Origin of the sequence: Marinomonas sp. TI.3.20, from assembly GCF_038155025.1 — a bacterium.
GTDB lineage: Bacteria > Pseudomonadota > Gammaproteobacteria > Pseudomonadales > Marinomonadaceae > Marinomonas > Marinomonas flavescens.
Genome location: NZ_JBAKAS010000016.1, coordinates 76,850 through 92,259, shown reverse-complemented (window position 1 = coordinate 92,259; position 15,410 = coordinate 76,850). Strand labels below are relative to the sequence as shown.

General features: G+C 42.5%; 14 protein-coding genes. 8 read left to right on the top strand and 6 right to left on the bottom strand.

Features of this window, described 5'->3' with window-relative positions:
• Positions 1-38 precede the first annotated feature (38 nt).
• Genes crcB through V6259_RS15365 form a run of 4 tightly spaced genes read right to left on the bottom strand, consistent with a single transcriptional unit; the run spans position 39 to position 5,119 of the window.
• Positions 39-416 carry a fluoride efflux transporter CrcB gene (gene crcB, locus V6259_RS15380; RefSeq protein WP_341585287.1) on the bottom strand — a complete coding sequence of 126 codons (378 nt, stop codon included), beginning with the start codon at positions 414-416 and terminating at the stop codon, positions 39-41.
• 11 nt (positions 417-427) lie between these two features.
• A complete protein-coding gene (locus V6259_RS15375; protein WP_341585286.1) occupies positions 428-1,768 on the bottom strand; it encodes a replication-associated recombination protein A in 1,341 nt (446 codons plus the stop codon).
• Positions 1,768-2,394, bottom strand: a complete 627-nt coding sequence (lolA, locus tag V6259_RS15370) for an outer membrane lipoprotein chaperone LolA (RefSeq protein ID WP_341585284.1) — start codon at positions 2,392-2,394, stop codon at positions 1,768-1,770. The genes V6259_RS15375 and lolA overlap by 1 nt, the downstream gene beginning before the upstream one ends.
• Before the next feature lie 34 nt (positions 2,395-2,428).
• A complete protein-coding gene (locus V6259_RS15365; protein ID WP_341585282.1) occupies positions 2,429-5,119 on the bottom strand; it encodes a DNA translocase FtsK in 2,691 nt (896 codons plus the stop codon).
• A gap of 257 nt (positions 5,120-5,376) precedes the next feature.
• Between V6259_RS15365 and aat the strand changes: the two genes are divergently transcribed.
• Positions 5,377-6,099, top strand: coding sequence for a leucyl/phenylalanyl-tRNA--protein transferase (gene aat / locus V6259_RS15360; protein ID WP_341585280.1), 723 nt, complete (start codon positions 5,377-5,379; stop codon positions 6,097-6,099).
• A gap of 233 nt (positions 6,100-6,332) precedes the next feature.
• Positions 6,333-6,551, top strand: coding sequence for a translation initiation factor IF-1 (gene infA, locus V6259_RS15355; protein ID WP_133012738.1), 219 nt, complete (start codon positions 6,333-6,335; stop codon positions 6,549-6,551).
• Between the two features lie 97 nt (positions 6,552-6,648).
• Here the strand turns inward: infA and clpA are convergent, their stop codons facing one another.
• Both clpA and clpS read right to left on the bottom strand, forming a co-directional pair.
• Positions 6,649-8,907: an ATP-dependent Clp protease ATP-binding subunit ClpA gene (gene clpA / locus V6259_RS15350; protein WP_341585279.1), complete on the bottom strand. Its 2,259-nt coding sequence runs from the start codon at positions 8,905-8,907 to the stop codon at positions 6,649-6,651.
• A gap of 20 nt (positions 8,908-8,927) precedes the next feature.
• Positions 8,928-9,275 carry an ATP-dependent Clp protease adapter ClpS gene (gene clpS, locus V6259_RS15345; RefSeq protein WP_207923266.1) on the bottom strand — a complete coding sequence of 116 codons (348 nt, stop codon included), beginning with the start codon at positions 9,273-9,275 and terminating at the stop codon, positions 8,928-8,930.
• A 324-nt stretch (positions 9,276-9,599) separates the two neighbouring features.
• Between clpS and V6259_RS15340 the strand changes: the two genes are divergently transcribed.
• The 6 genes from V6259_RS15340 to V6259_RS15315 all read left to right on the top strand — a co-directional run bounded on the left by V6259_RS15340 (position 9,600) and on the right by V6259_RS15315 (position 15,370).
• A complete protein-coding gene (locus V6259_RS15340) occupies positions 9,600-9,866 on the top strand; it encodes a cold shock domain-containing protein (RefSeq protein WP_341585277.1) in 267 nt (88 codons plus the stop codon).
• 122 nt (positions 9,867-9,988) lie between these two features.
• Positions 9,989-10,699 carry a pseudouridine synthase gene (locus V6259_RS15335; RefSeq protein WP_133012741.1) on the top strand — a complete coding sequence of 237 codons (711 nt, stop codon included), beginning with the start codon at positions 9,989-9,991 and terminating at the stop codon, positions 10,697-10,699.
• The gene (locus V6259_RS15330; protein ID WP_341585275.1) at positions 10,635-11,039 is read left to right on the top strand and encodes an NUDIX domain-containing protein; all 405 of its coding nucleotides are present in this window, start codon (positions 10,635-10,637) and stop codon (positions 11,037-11,039) included. The genes V6259_RS15335 and V6259_RS15330 overlap by 65 nt, the downstream gene beginning before the upstream one ends.
• 64 nt (positions 11,040-11,103) lie before the next feature.
• Positions 11,104-12,231: a tRNA 2-thiouridine(34) synthase MnmA gene (gene mnmA / locus V6259_RS15325; protein ID WP_133012743.1), complete on the top strand. Its 1,128-nt coding sequence runs from the start codon at positions 11,104-11,106 to the stop codon at positions 12,229-12,231.
• A gap of 32 nt (positions 12,232-12,263) precedes the next feature.
• Complete coding sequence (hflD, locus tag V6259_RS15320; RefSeq protein WP_133012744.1) at positions 12,264-12,893, top strand: high frequency lysogenization protein HflD; 630 nt, start codon at positions 12,264-12,266, stop codon at positions 12,891-12,893.
• 254 nt (positions 12,894-13,147) lie between these two features.
• Positions 13,148-15,370, top strand: coding sequence for an NADP-dependent isocitrate dehydrogenase (locus V6259_RS15315; RefSeq protein WP_341585272.1), 2,223 nt, complete (start codon positions 13,148-13,150; stop codon positions 15,368-15,370).
• Positions 15,371-15,410 lie beyond the last annotated feature (40 nt).

Sequence of the window (15,410 nt, the reverse complement as noted above, 5' to 3'; positions counted from 1 at the left end):
CAATATAAAAAACACAAATAAAACGTGTTGTGAAAAGCCTAAAAATAACGAGCTAAGGCAATTCCTGCAGCAACACCAACAATACCTAACGTACAGCTTAATAATAGATAGCCTGCGGCACTTAGCCAAGCCTGCATATTAATAAGTGAAACGATTTCTAACGAAAAAGTAGAAAATGTCGTAAAAGCACCTAATAAACCGACCTGAATAAAGGGTCTGTAATGCTGCTCCCAGTTCGGCATTTTTTCACTCACGACAACAAAAGCCACACCCATCAGAAAACAACCAAGAATATTAATTAACATGGTTGCTAGCGGAAAGTGATGATGCCAATGGTTATTTATCCATCGTGTTGCACCGTAGCGCCCTAAAGCACCCGTGGCACCACCCAAGGCAATCATAAAGTAGAACATCATAAACCCTCTTATTATGTATCTAAATAACGTTTTATTAAACTCTGAGCATCCAATTCAGACAACCATGACAGCTTGTCTCCAATTTTCTTTTCTAGGCCACGCTCTGTAGGGCGATAATACCGAACACTAGAAATCAATTCAGGGAGATAGTTTTCACCTGCCGCGTAAGCATTTTCTTCATTGTGTGCGTATCGGTACTCATCACCATGCCCCATGCTTTTAGCTAAAGACGTTGGAGCATTACGTAGATGAACAGGTACCTCATAACTTGGTTGAGAGGCCACATCTGCCATGGCTTGATTAAAAGCCATATACACAGCATTGCTTTTTGGCGCACAAGCCATATAAACAGCGGCTTGGGCTATGGCCCTATTTCCTTCTCCTGGCCCAACTCGCTCAAAAACATCCCAGGCATTAAGACCAACCTGTAGCGCTCTTGGGTCTGCATTACCAATATCTTCTGATGCAATGGCTAGTAAGCGACGCGCAATATATAAGGGGTCACAACCACCATCAAGCATTCGCGCCATCCAATACAAGGCACCATCAGGCGATGAACCACGAACAGACTTATGAAATGCTGAAATTTGATCATAAAAAATGTCACCGCCGCGATCATAGCGACGCACACTACCGCCCAGCACATCTTCTAAATGATCATGCGTTACCGTGGCACCGGGCTCAACCAAATCGGATAAAATTTCTAAAAAATTCAATCCACGACGAATATCACCATCCGCTGCTTGAGACAAAATGGAAAGATCATTATCACTGAGCGTCAACCCAGTGTCTGCAAGCCCCTTACTCGCATCCGATAAAGCACGCTGCAAGACCTGCTTAATATCATCTGGCGTCGGTGTTTTTAAACGATATACTCGCGCCCGAGACAATAATGCTGAATTAAGCTCAAATGCTGGGTTCTCAGTCGTGGCACCAATAAACAAAAAGGTGCCATCTTCAATGTAAGGCAAAAAGGCATCTTGCTGAGATTTATTAAAACGGTGTACTTCGTCTACAAAAAGAACCGTTTGCCCGCCCTTCATCATGCGTAACTGCTGGGCCTGTTCGACCGCTGCACGAATCTCTTTTACTCCAGACATTACCGCTGACATTTCAATAAATTGGGCGTCTAATGCATGAGAAAGCAACTGAGCGAAGGTCGTTTTGCCAACACCTGGCGGCCCCCACAAAATAAAGGAGTGACAATGCCCAGTTTCGACCATACGGCGAAGCGGACGCCCCTCTCCCACTAAATGAGATTGACCGCTGTATTCGTCTAAATTAACTGGACGCATCCTCGCTGCAAGCGGTTGATAGCCTCCTACTTGCTGATCAGCGAACAAGTCGTCCATTACTGACCATCTACTATGACATCCACATCAGCCGGCACTTTAAGAGAAAAATTCTCTTTAGCAACACCGCCGTGCGTTTTCACTTTTGTAAATTCAATCACAGTCGTTTGACCAAGACCATCAAGAATACTCATGGCATTAATTTTATTATCTTTAAACGACAAAGTAAGCGTTTTAAACATTTCTTCTTTATTTTTTGGCTCAAGACGGAATTTCTCTTCACCTAATTTAGTAACAATATAATGCGGTAATACACTCGCCGCTGGCTGGCCAAGTAGCGCCGCTGGAGAATCGCTGGATGAGTTATTAATAGGTTTTTTTGTGGCTTGCTGTAAATCAACATCCCACACCAAGATGAATTTACCATCTGAAATAATGCGTTGAGCATATGGCGATATACTGTCCCAAACAAATTGGTTGGGTTTAGCCAGCAAAAACACACCACTACTCACTTGTACTTGTTTGCCTTTTTCATCATACGTCACTTGGCGAAAATCGCCTTTGACATTACGATTCTGATCTAACAAGTGGGTTAATTGATCGGCTGAACTGTTCGTAGCATTGTCTGCCGCATTGGCAACACCTGCTACCAATACTAGCAACACCAACATCATTTTATATATCAAAGTCATTCTCCTAGAACCGCGTTCCAATCATGTATTATTCAGGGATCAATACGTCTCGCTGGCCATTGGTCCCCATAGGTCCCACTAAGCCAGCTGCTTCCATCGCTTCAACCAAGTTTGCAGCTCGGTTATAGCCTATTTTTAGTCGACGCTGAATAGAGGATATTGAGGCTTTACGCGTTTCTATTACAATTCGAACCGCGTCATCGTATAACACATCTTTATCTTCAGCATTATCGTTGGTCATTAAGTCTTCTGGATTCGTCACTACATCGTTAATGTAGTCAGGCTCCCCTCTCAACTTCCATTCTTCTACCACAGCATGCACTTCCTCATCGGAAACGAACGCACCGTGCACACGAATCGGCGTTGGTAAACCTGCCGGTAAATAGAGCATGTCACCCATACCCAATAACTGATCGGCACCGCCTTGATCCAAAATGGTTCTTGAGTCTATTTTTGAAGAAACTTGGAACGCCATTCGAGTCGGTATATTCGCCTTAATAAGCCCAGTAATAACATCGACAGAAGGCCTTTGTGTGGCCAAAATCAAATGAATTCCTGCCGCTCGAGCTTTTTGCGCAATACGAGCGATTAACTCTTCCACTTTTTTACCAACAATCATAATCATGTCAGCAAATTCATCTACGATGATCACGATGTAAGGTAAAGGTTCTAAATGTGGCACAGTACGAGCGACACCATCTTCAGAGAACATCGCCATTTCAGGTTGCCACAACGGGTCTTCTATTGGCTTTCCTGCGTTAATAGCATCGCGTACTTTTTTGTTATAGCCGGCGATATTACGCACGCCTAATTTAGACATTAATTTATAACGCCGCTCCATTTCATCAACCGACCAGCGCAAGCCATTAGCCGCGTCTTTCATATCGGTAATAACGGGGGTCAACAAATGCGGTATGCCTTCATAAATCGAAAGCTCAAGCATTTTAGGATCGACCATGATCATGCGCACTTCATCCGGTGTGGATTTAAGCAGCATGCTCAAAATCATGGCATTAACACCAACTGATTTACCCGACCCTGTGGTACCCGCTACAAGTACGTGTGGCATCTTCGCTAAATCCACGACGACAGGCTCACCGGAAATATCATGACCGAGCGATAACGTCAATGGCGACGTGGCTTTATCGTACATTTCACAGTTAATCACTTCAGAGAAATACACGGTATCTCGTACCTGATTAGGAATTTCGATGCCTATCGTCGACTTACCAGCAATAACCTCAACCACTCGAACACTCATAACACTTAATGAACGAGCCAAATCTTTCGCCAAGTTAGTGATTCTCGATACTTTTACTCCCGGCGCGGGCTGAATTTCAAAGCGCGTAATAACGGGCCCGGGATTCACTTCAACCACTTCGGCTTTTACACCAAAATCTTGTAGTCGTCGTTCTAATAATTCAGATAAAGCGAGCAACTCTTCTTCGGTATAACCACCCTGCTTTGGCTTAGGTTTTGTTAATACCGAGCGATCTGGAAGCAAGTAAGTCGGTTCAGATCGTGAGCTTTCTTCTGAACTTGAGTTTGGCCCACCTAATGAATCTAGTTGCTTGGCTTCTGATAACGTGCGAAATGCTGGCTTATGACTTGGGATCGCCGCAATAGGCTCTGGTCTAGCGACAGGCCGCTCTGCCTCAGCGGTAACGACAGGCACTTCCGCTAACGGCTCATCCGTAAAAGTATTCGTTTTTTGTTCAGTACGAGGAACGCTAGGTGCTGCTTTGGGTTGCTCGTGGCTTGGCGCTTCCTCTTCAATATAAAGCGTATCGCCGAAAGACATTTCTATGTCTTCAACTGAAATATCATCAAGACCTGAGAAAACCGGATCGGCATGAGTAGTCTCAATCGCGCTATCTTCTTCAGCCGCGTTCGCTTTATTACTCTTTGAGAGCAGACCAAATAAAGCAAATGGCTTTTTAGATGCCTTCACCTTGTCAGTTACTTCTTCTTTGTCATGTTTCACATCAGCAATAGGATCTTGACGATTTTTCCTACGTTTACGAACTATAGCAGGCTCTTCCTGTTCCTCAGGTATCTCCATGGCGGTGTCTATCTCTGATGTTAACCGCTCACGCTTACGCTCTTTTTTAGATTGCCATTTGTCTCTCATGCGCATAACAAGGTTAAATGTTTTTTCGCCTAACTTATCAATCAAGTTTAACCAGTGCACTTGAGACAAAAGAGTAAACGCCAAAATAACTAACGCAAGACCAACAAGAGTAGCGCCATCGTAACCAATAAAACGATAAAGTAGATTTCCAAGTCCACGACCTAGTATGCCACCAGCACCATATTGCAATGAGGCCGAGCCAACCGTGTGCAAGTAGCAAAGGGTCGAACCGAATGAAAAGTATAAAATACCGCCAACGGTACACAACAAAGTATTGTTGAGAGGAAGCAGTTTATGCGGATTGCGCCATAAAATAATAGCGACCCAAAAAAACAAAGGCGGCAAAGAGTAAAATAAGGAACCAAAAAAACCAGAGAATAAATCAGCGATAACCGCACCGATTGGCCCCATGGAGTTATGAATAGAGCCATCCCGCCCAGAATAAAACCAACCGGGATCATCAGGACTGTAAGTGTAGGTTGCCAATGCGAAGAAAAACAAAAACAGCAATGCAGTAATAAACGCAGCCTGTTTGGCAAACATATCCCATATTGGTGATCGTCCAGACTCACTCACTTCTTCTGCCAAAACACGTCCATCCTATGAATACTAAACCAGAGATTAATACACGCCCAATCATGAGCGACAAGTGCGCATAGCTTATCATAAAAAGCCCTATCCAAAATAATTCAGACTTGCTTTTACACAGATAATAAACACTTCACAGAAAGAACTGACATCTTTGTGAGGATAATGGTTTTTAAAGCCGTTTTATTGCCATTTTAATTCACTATGTAAATCGTTCTATAATAGTGTGTTTCCCACTTTCAAGGCTCAAGTATCTTATGCAAGATCATGCAAACAACGAAAACGAGCTCATTTTATTAACTGAGTCCATTTACGAAACACCCACCCCAAGTAAAGCATTGGACGACCCTGAAGGACTTTCGGCTGTTGGCGGCGACCTTTCTTCGGAACGCCTTATTCATTTGTATAGCAAAGGTTTTTTTCCTTGGTATAGCGACCCCGATCCTATTTTATGGTGGCACCCAAGAGAAAGATGCGTGCTAGTACCGTCACATTTTCATGAATCTCGATCGCTTAAAAAAGCTCAAAAAAAAGAAAACTGGTCATTTACTATCAATCAAGATTTCCACACCGTCATTGAGCATTGCGCCAACCTGAGATCTGATGAAGGAACCTGGATATCCAACGATATAAAACAGGCGTATCAAACATTACATCAGCTGGGTTATGCCCACTCAATAGAGGCTAGAGTAGATAGTCGTTTAGTTGGTGGATTCTATGGCGTGGCATTGGGAAAAGTGTTTTTTGGCGAATCCATGTTTTCACTTCACCCTAATGCTTCAAAAATGGCATTACGTGGTTTTAGTAAAATAGCGGCCCAATGTCATATTGAGCTAATTGATTGTCAAGTAGAGTCCGAACACTTGTTATCACTTGGCGCTCAACTTATGCCAAGAGACACATTTGTAAAGTCGCTCAATAAACTCATTATCGAGCCAAATAAGAATCTGGCACTGCTTAATTTAGCGACATTTGAGTAAAAAAGACGAATTGCTTAAAATAAGCACAACGCATTTCCCTTCTGGGTTTGCCTTACGTCGTGTTTTTAGGCAAAATATGCCTCGATCAAATTCAGACGTCGCTAAACAGCGAAATATAGTTTTTTAGCGATTAATCGGCCGAAGTAGAGACCACTCCTCTCCTTGTCTGCAGACCGTCAAATAGGCATGGTCGGCGTCTACTAATTTAAAGTTAACACCATAGGACACATATTGTGGCAAAAGAAGAGAGCTTAGAAATGGAGGGCACTATCATTGATACGTTGCCTAACACCATGTTCCGTGTCGAATTAGAAAACGGACACGTAGTAATTGCACATATTTCTGGAAAAATGCGTAAAAACTATATTCGTATTTTGACTGGCGATAAAGTAAAAGTAGAACTAACACCTTACGACCTAACTAAAGGCCGTATCGTTTACCGTTCTCGCTAATTTATTTGCTCTTAATTGAGTTGAATAAAAATATAAAAAAACCGGACTATGTCCGGTTTTTTTATATCTAGCGATTTATAACAGTAAAGCACTTACTTCAATGTACAACCGCTTCTTTTACAACATCAAATTTCAACTCATCTGACTTTTCATCCAACGTCACTTTAACATGACCACCTTCATTTAAACCGCCAAACAAGATCTGATCAGCTAACGGCTTTTTAAGATGTTCTTGGATAACACGAGCCATTGGTCGAGCGCCCATTTGGCGATCATAACCTTTACTCGCTAACCAGCCTCGTGCCGTATCGGATACTTCCAACAAAACACCTTTTGGATCTAACTGAGCCTGCAACTCAACCAAGAATTTATCCACGACGTTAAAGATAATACGCTCATCCAATTGTTGAAATTGAATGACGGCATCTAAACGGTTTCTAAACTCTGGCGTAAACATACGGTTGATAATTTCCAAACCATCTGTTGAATTATCCTGACTTGAGAAACCAATCGAACGTCTTGCTAACTCTTCAGCACCCGCATTAGAGGTCATAACAAGAATCACATTACGGAAATCCGCTTTGCGACCATTATTATCTGTCAATGTCCCATGATCCATTACCTGCAATAGCAAATTAAAGACTTCTGGATGGGCTTTTTCAATTTCATCTAATAAGACAACGCTATGTGGGTTTTTCGTTACAGCTTCTGTTAAAAGACCGCCTTGATCAAAACCAACATAACCCGGTGGCGCACCAATCAAGCGAGAAACCGCATGACGCTCCATATACTCGGACATATCAAAACGTATTAATTCAAGCCCTAGCTGCTTAGCCAATTGCTTAGTGACTTCTGTTTTACCGACACCTGTTGGGCCCGCCATCAGAAAAGAACCTATCGGCTTCTGCTCAGCTTTTAGACCCGCTCTTGATAACTTAATCGCTGATGATAAAGCGTCGATTGCTTTGTCTTGACCAAACACCACCATTTTAAGGTTGCGCTCTATATTAGAAAGCACCTGACGGTCATCTGAGTTAACCGCTCTAACAGGAACTCGGGCAATTTTAGAGACGATATCTTCAATATCAGCAACGGTAATGACTTCTTTGCGCTTGCCTTCAGGCTGCAATCGTTGATAAGCACCCGCTTCATCAATCACATCGATGGCTTTATCAGGCATATGTCGATCCGTCACATAGCGCTGAGCCAATTCCGATGCCGCTAACAAAGCAGCATCTTCGTATTTTATTTTATGATGTTCTTCAAAAGCACCTATGATGCCTTTTAAAATTTGGTAAGTATCATCGACACTTGGCTCGTTTACATCAATCTTTTGGAAACGACGCGCCAAGGCATGATCTTTTTCAAACACACCACGAAACTCTTGAAAAGTAGTGGAACCAATACAACGCAAGCCACCTGAACTCAATACAGGCTTGAGTAAATTGGACGCATCCATAACCCCACCAGACGCAGCACCCGCACCAATAATGGTATGGATTTCATCAATAAACAAAATGGCATTGGGTAATTTTTTCAACTCACCCAGCAATTGCTTGAGCCGCTTTTCAAAATCACCACGATATTTGGTACCAGCCAATAACGCGCCTAAATCTAAAGAGTAAACAACGCCATCTGCAATCACATCAGGCACTAGACCATCGACAATACGTTTCGCTAAACCTTCTGCTATTGCTGTTTTACCAACACCTGACTCACCCACTAATAACGGGTTGTTTTTGCGACGACGAGAAAGGGTTTGTATGACTCGCTCAACTTCGTATTCACGACCGATAAGCTTATCGATTTTACCGGCTTTAGCTTCTTCATTAAGATTGGTTGCGTATTTTTGAAGAGGTGCAGCGGCGCTGTCTTCTGCCTCCTCTTCTTCTTGCTCCATGCCTTGGGAAGATGCGTCACCCAACTTTGAAATACCGTGAGCAACGAAATTAACGACATCAATTCGTGCTACACCATGTCGTTTTAACAAATAAACGGCTTGGCTTTCCTGCTCACTAAAAATAGCAACGAGCACATTGGCGCCTGTAACTTCACGCTTACCAGACGATTGCACATGAAAAACAGCTCGCTGAAGCACTCGCTGGAAACCAAGTGTTGGCTGAACTTCACGTTCCATGTCATCTTCAGGGATAAACGGTGTTGTACTATCTACAAACTCTTCAAGCTCTTTACTTAATGTTTCAAGGCTTACACCACAAGCTGTTAACACACCGGAAGCGGCACTATTTTCAATTAACGCTAGCAACAAGTGTTCTACTGTCATGAATTCATGGCGCTTATCACGCGCCGCTTTAAAGGCATTATTCAGGGTCTGTTCAAGTTCTTTATCTAACATTGCTATTCCCTCACTCTGAATCAGTCGACTTTTTGTAAGTCACACATTAAGGGGTGCTCATTTTGCTCTACGAACTGTTGTACCATTGCTACTTTAGTTTCAGCAATATCAAAAGGGTAAATACCACAAACGCCTTTCCCTTTTTGATGCACTTCTAACATTACCTGGTTAGCCTTCTCTCCATCCATTGAAAAAAAACGTTGAAGAACAAATACGACAAAATCCATTGGCGTAAAATCATCATTAAATAACACCACCTGATACATTGAAGGTGGCTTTAATTCCGTTTCTTCTGGGGCAATCGCTATATTTGAATGCCCAGCTTCATCTTCTTCTGATATTAGTCTAATTTGTTGATTTACAATCATCCTATGCCTCTGAGGCTACACTTTTCCACACAATTCACCAAATTTGGTTCATTCCTACTTAATAAGTTCACATATCGCCACTTAAATTTTACAAATACCAAAAGAGCTTCTACTCTCATTGTAAGTGGGTCAAATGTGTAACCAATGTTTATCTCTTAGATTTTAGCATTGTACTATCAAGAATACTTTGAACCTATTTAGCAACCTCATTTAATAAAAGTTTCAACTACGTTGCAATAAAACTCGAATAACAGTCAAGACCTAAGTGGTTTAGCTGAAAATTATTGATAATTAACAACACCTTGAGTGGATAAGGAGTGGCTCATGCATAATGGATCCGTAAAGTGGTTTAACAACGCTAAAGGCTATGGTTTTATCGTTTGCGAAGATTTTGATGAAGACTTATTTATTCATTACTCTGCCATTAATGTGGAAGGTTATAAAACCCTTAAAGCAGGCCAATCCGTCACGTTCAACGTAGAGCCCGGACAACGAGGCCTACACGCGATAGATATTTCGCCTGAAGCAGCAGTAGAAAACGATGAGAATAGTGAGACTAAAGATGATGATGCAAATGCCCGGTTAGCTTAACGCTACCGCAATATCGCTATCGCGTACTGATTTTGCTATCTTATGATTCCTATTGAATCGTGAGAGGTTTTTTTGTTTCTATACGATTCAAGCCTTTAAAATTTATTTAGACTTATCGATTCATGCCTTCAAACTTAATTTTACTCAACAAACCTTTTCAAGTCCTTAGTCAGTTCTCCGCTGATGGCGACAAAGTCACTCTAGCCAAATACATCAACATCCCTGAGTTTTATGCCGCGGGAAGACTGGACTACGACTCAGAAGGCTTGATGCTATTAACCAATCAGGGCGCCATTCAGCATATTATTGCATCGCCTGAATTCAAATGGCCAAAGACTTATTGGGTACAAGTGGAAGGTGACATCACCGAAGAGGCTCTGCAACAACTCAAACAAGGAGTAGAGCTTAAAGACGGCCTAACAAAACCTGCTCAAGCAGAACGCATGAGCCCACCTGATATTTGGTCAAGAACCCCTCCTGTACGCCACCGGGAGTCCATTCCTACTAGCTGGATTGCATTGCAAATCAAAGAAGGGAAAAATCGCCAAGTTCGACGAATGACCGCAGCGGTAGGTTTTCCTACACTTCGGCTTATCCGCTATGCCATTGGTCCTTATACATTGGAAAGTTTACCTACAGGGCAATGGCTATATGCTGAGCCAACCACAGAATTACTAAATGAGGTAGATAATTTTGAACGACAAAAAAAGAGAAAGGCTGCCACATCTGACCGTCGCCGCTCTAGTCAAAAAGGACAACCAATATCTCATGGTGAAAGAGTGGCAGGACGGGATTCTCGTCCTAAATCAACCAGCTGGGCACGTCGAAAATAACGAAAGCATACTCGATGCGGTTATCAGAGAAACAACTGAAGAAGCCGGTTGGCTGGTAAAACCCATTGGTTTAATTGGCTTTTACGCTTTCACGCCATTTGAAGGCGCCGATACCTATCATCGAGTTTGTGTCTTATGCGATGCCCTATCACCAACCAATACACAACTTGATCCAGATATTGTTTCTTGTCACTGGATGACTTATGAAGAAGTAATGGCTAAACCGCATCGCAGCCCTTTAATAAAAACCTGCATTGAAGATTCATTAAACAACCCCATTATATCCTTATCCTTCCTATCGAATCAGCACTTGCCAGCTGTGCCGACATTGGAAAAATAAAGTACAATGGCGCGATTCCATTTCATTGAGGCTCAGCCTCTTCACAGTAGAGTAATTACAGGTCATGACTGAACAACTAAACCCCACAGATTCGCAAGCTAACCAAGATAAAAAAGTTATCGTCGGTATGTCTGGCGGCGTAGATTCATCCGTATCAGCCCTTATTCTGATGCAGCAGGGGTACCAAGTTGAAGGCCTGTTTATGAAAAACTGGGATGAAGATGATGGCACCGAATATTGCACCGCAAAAGATGATCTCGCAGACGCCCAAGCGGTTTCTGATACGCTAGGCATTACGCTGCACACCGCCAATTTTGCTGCAGAATATTGGGACAATGTTTTTGAGCACTTCCTAGAAGAGTACAAAGCAGGTCGCACACCAAACCCTGACATTTTATGCAATAAAGAAATCAAGTTTAAAGCCTTCCTTGAGTACGCGTTAGAACTAGGGGCCGATTACATTGCAACGGGTCATTATGTTCGACGTGGTGAACGCGATGGCGAGCCAGTATTACTGAAAGGCTTAGATGGCAACAAGGATCAAAGCTACTTTTTGTATGCCGTGGGTAAAGATGAAATTGCCAAAACACTCTTTCCTGTTGGCGAGTTAGAAAAACCTGAAGTTCGTCGTCTTGCTGAAGAGTTTGGTTTAATCACCCACAATAAAAAAGACAGCACTGGTATCTGTTTTATTGGTGAACGCCGCTTTAAAGATTTTCTAGAACAATACTTACCAGCGCAACCTGGCGATATTGAAACATTAGATGGAGACAAAATTGGTCGCCATCTAGGATTGATGTATCACACTATAGGCCAGCGCCAAGGTCTAGGCATAGGCGGTTTATCTAACTACCCGGATGAGCCTTGGTATGTGGTTGAAAAAGACTTAGAAAAAAATGTCCTTAAAGTAACGCAAGGTGGGCAACATGAATCACTCTTTAAAACACATTTGATTGCCGATAACTTTGATTGGGTGGCGCGTACAAAACCTAACTTGCCATTAACATGCAAAGCTAAATGCCGTTATCGTCAGCCTGATCAAGATTGTACTATCACAGAATTAGCCGATGGCCGTGTGGAAGTTTCTTTTAAAGAACCACAACGTGCGATCACACCAGGTCAATCCGTCGTTTTTTATGTTGATGACTTATGTTTAGGTGGCGGCATCATCAATGTCGCATTCAACAAGTAAATTACACCAAGCAATATGAGAGATTATTTATTGTGAGCCAACAAGAGAAAGAGCAAACCATTGCCCTATCCGCAATTTTCCAGGCCGCTGAACTTGTTGCTACCTTAGCGAAAACAGGCAAGATGGATAACGATTACTTAAAACCCTTGGTAAACAGCATTTTGTTAGTCAATGCTGAGACAACTGAGGATATTTATGGAGGCCAATGGGATTGCAAAAGCAATTTAGCATTAGGTCGTCGCATCACTCGCCAAGCCCTCGGCAAAGAGCGTAGTAGTGTTAATCCAGATACCTTACGCTATGCATTAAGCTTAATTCATTTAGAAAGTAAGTTATTAAAATCAGATGGTATTTTGTCAGCACTGGGTAATGGCATAAGCCAGCTAGATCGTCAAAAAACACATTACGAAGATCCGCTTCATGAAAATATGATCGCGGCAATTTCGGGTATTTATCAAGATACTTTGAGCAAATTACCATTTCGAATCCAAGTACATGGCGATAGCCGTTTCTTACAGCAGCCCTCTATTTCTAATCAAGTTCGCGCAACCTTGTTAACGGGCATTCGTGCCGCCATGCTTTGGCGTCAACTTGGCGGTAAACGCTGGCATTTGATTTTCAAAAGAAAATCATTACTAAATGCTTTAGAAGCAACACGTTAAGTAAATAAAAAAGACCGTTAGGTCTTTTTTTTCTCGTTATGAAACATCAAATAATGAGCATAACGAGAAATATTCTTAATGAGAATAACTCACATCTATTATGAGTATATTTTTATCCAATATCTCTACCATTTATTTTTAGGTAGTATATTGGCCAAAATAATCATTAGTACATCGATAAAGATTTTAGAATGGAGACCAAAAGTCACCTTCTTTTTAATTTGCCATATAGCCTTAAATGTTAGGGGAATTACATGTCTACAAAACAAACTATTTATTATACCTTCACTGATGAAGCGCCTGCTCTGGCGACGGCTTCTTTGCTGCCTATTTTTGGCGCCTTTGCAAAAGAAGCGGACATCGAATTGAAATTGACTGACATTTCTTTGGCAAGTCGTGTAATTGCTGCCTTTGCTGATAAGCTACCTGCAGACAAACAAGCAGAAGATGGCCTTAAATTTCTTGGTGATCTGACTGCGAACCCTGAAGCGAACATTGTTAAACTGCCTAATATCAGTGCTTCTTTACCGCAACTGAATGCAGTAATCAAAGAACTTAAAGCTCAAGGTTATGACATTCCTGACTACCCAGAAAATGCTCAGACTGATGAAGAAAAAGACGCACTAGCACGTTACTCAAAAGTACTAGGCAGTGCGGTAAACCCAGTATTACGTCAAGGTAACTCTGACCGTCGCGCACCAGCAGCGGTTAAGAACTTTGCCCGTAAAAACCCTCACTCAATGGGTAAGTGGAAAAAAACGTCCACATCTCATGCAGATTACATGCGCGATGGTGATTTTTACTCTTCTGAGCAGTCCGTTACTATGGATTCCGCTCAAACGGTTAAAATTGAATTCGTCAAAAAAGACGGCTCTGTTGAGCTTAAGAAATCACTGCCTCTTCTAGCTGACGAAATCGTTGATAGCATGAATATCAGCTGCGCTAAACTTCGCAACTTCTTCGAAGCAACGCTACAAGAAGCAAAAGAAGATAACATCATGTGGTCTGTGCACCTTAAAGCAACCATGATGAAAGTCTCTCACCCTATCGTATTTGGTCATGCGGTAACGGTTTTCTACAAAGACGTTTTCGAAAAATACAGCGAATTGTTTCAAGAAATCGGCGTTAATCCAAATAACGGTTTAGGCAGCGTTTACGACAAAATCAAAACATTGCCTGAAGCGAAACAAGAAGAAATCAAACAAGCGATTCAAGACGTTTACAAAACTCGCCCTGAACTAGCGATGGTTGATTCAGATAAAGGCATCACTAACCTACACGTACCAAGTGATGTCATTGTTGATGCATCTATGCCTGCTATGATCCGTGGTTCTGGTAAAATGTGGGGCCGTGATGGTAAAGCACATGATGCTAAAGCGGTTATTCCTGACAGCACTTACGCACGCATTTACCAAGAAACAATCAACTTCTGTAAAACCAATGGCGCATTCGATCCAGTAACAATGGGCACAGTGCCAAACGTTGGTTTGATGGCACAAAAAGCAGAAGAATACGGTTCTCATGATAAGACTTTCGAAATCACTGAAGCCGGCACTATGCGTGTTGTTGATGCACAAGGTAATGTCCTAATGCAACATGCTGTAGAGAAAGGCGATATCTGGCGCGCTTGTCAAACCAAAGACGCTCCAATCCGCGATTGGGTGAAACTGGGCGTTACTCGTGCTCGTCAATCTGATACTCCTGCTGTGTTCTGGTTAGAAGAAGCTCGTCCACACGATAACGAACTTCGCAAAAAAGTCGAAAACTACCTAAAAGAACACGACACTGACGGTTTAGACATTCGCATCATGAACTACAACGAAGCGATCCGTTTCTCTATGGAGCGCATCATTCGTGGCCAAGACACTATTTCAGTAACAGGTAACATCCTTCGTGATTACCTAACTGACCTGTTCCCAATCTTAGAATTGGGTACTTCTGCGAAAATGCTGTCTATCGTGCCAATGCTTCAAGGCGGCGGCATGTATGAAACAGGCGCTGGCGGTTCTGCTCCTAAGCATGTTCAACAGTTAATGGAAGAAAACCACCTTCGTTGGGATTCTCTTGGTGAGTTCTTGGCAGTGGCTGTCTCTTTTGAAGAGTTGGGCATCAAGCACAACAACGAAAAAGCTAAAATCTTGGCAGCAACGCTAGACAAAGCAACAGGCAAACTTCTAGACACCAACAAATCCCCTTCTCGTAAAGCGGGTGAAATTGATAACCGCGGTAGTCACTTCTATCTGGCTCTATACTGGTCTCAAGAATTGGCAGCGCAAACAGACGACGCGACATTGGCGGCGAAATTTGCACCACTTGCTAAGCAACTAGCAGACAACGAAGCAGCCATTGTTGCAGAACTTGCTGACGTTCAAGGCAAGCCTGCTGGCTTATCTGGTTATTACCATATGGACCTTGCTGAAGTCGCTAAGATCATGCGCCCAAGCGCTACGTTCAACAAAACACTAGCGTCTCTATAATTTATTAAGAGGCTCTAAGCGCCATAAAAAAGCCCGAGTA

Excerpts from the sequence above, each read along its gene's own strand:
- crcB (WP_341585287.1), bottom strand. The coding sequence starts at position 416 with ATGATGTTCTACTTTATGATTGCCTTGGGTGGTGCCACGGGTGCTTTA.
- V6259_RS15375 (WP_341585286.1), bottom strand. The coding sequence starts at position 1,768 with ATGGACGACTTGTTCGCTGATCAGCAAGTAGGAGGCTATCAACCGCTT.
- aat (WP_341585280.1), top strand. The coding sequence starts at position 5,377 with ATGCAAGATCATGCAAACAACGAAAACGAGCTCATTTTATTAACTGAG.
- clpA (WP_341585279.1), bottom strand. The coding sequence starts at position 8,907 with ATGTTAGATAAAGAACTTGAACAGACCCTGAATAATGCCTTTAAAGCG.
- clpS (WP_207923266.1), bottom strand. The coding sequence starts at position 9,275 with ATGATTGTAAATCAACAAATTAGACTAATATCAGAAGAAGATGAAGCT.
- V6259_RS15340 (WP_341585277.1), top strand. The coding sequence starts at position 9,600 with ATGCATAATGGATCCGTAAAGTGGTTTAACAACGCTAAAGGCTATGGT.
- V6259_RS15335 (WP_133012741.1), top strand. The coding sequence starts at position 9,989 with ATGCCTTCAAACTTAATTTTACTCAACAAACCTTTTCAAGTCCTTAGT.
- V6259_RS15330 (WP_341585275.1), top strand. The coding sequence starts at position 10,635 with ATGGTGAAAGAGTGGCAGGACGGGATTCTCGTCCTAAATCAACCAGCT.
- mnmA (WP_133012743.1), top strand. The coding sequence starts at position 11,104 with ATGACTGAACAACTAAACCCCACAGATTCGCAAGCTAACCAAGATAAA.
- V6259_RS15315 (WP_341585272.1), top strand. The coding sequence starts at position 13,148 with ATGTCTACAAAACAAACTATTTATTATACCTTCACTGATGAAGCGCCT.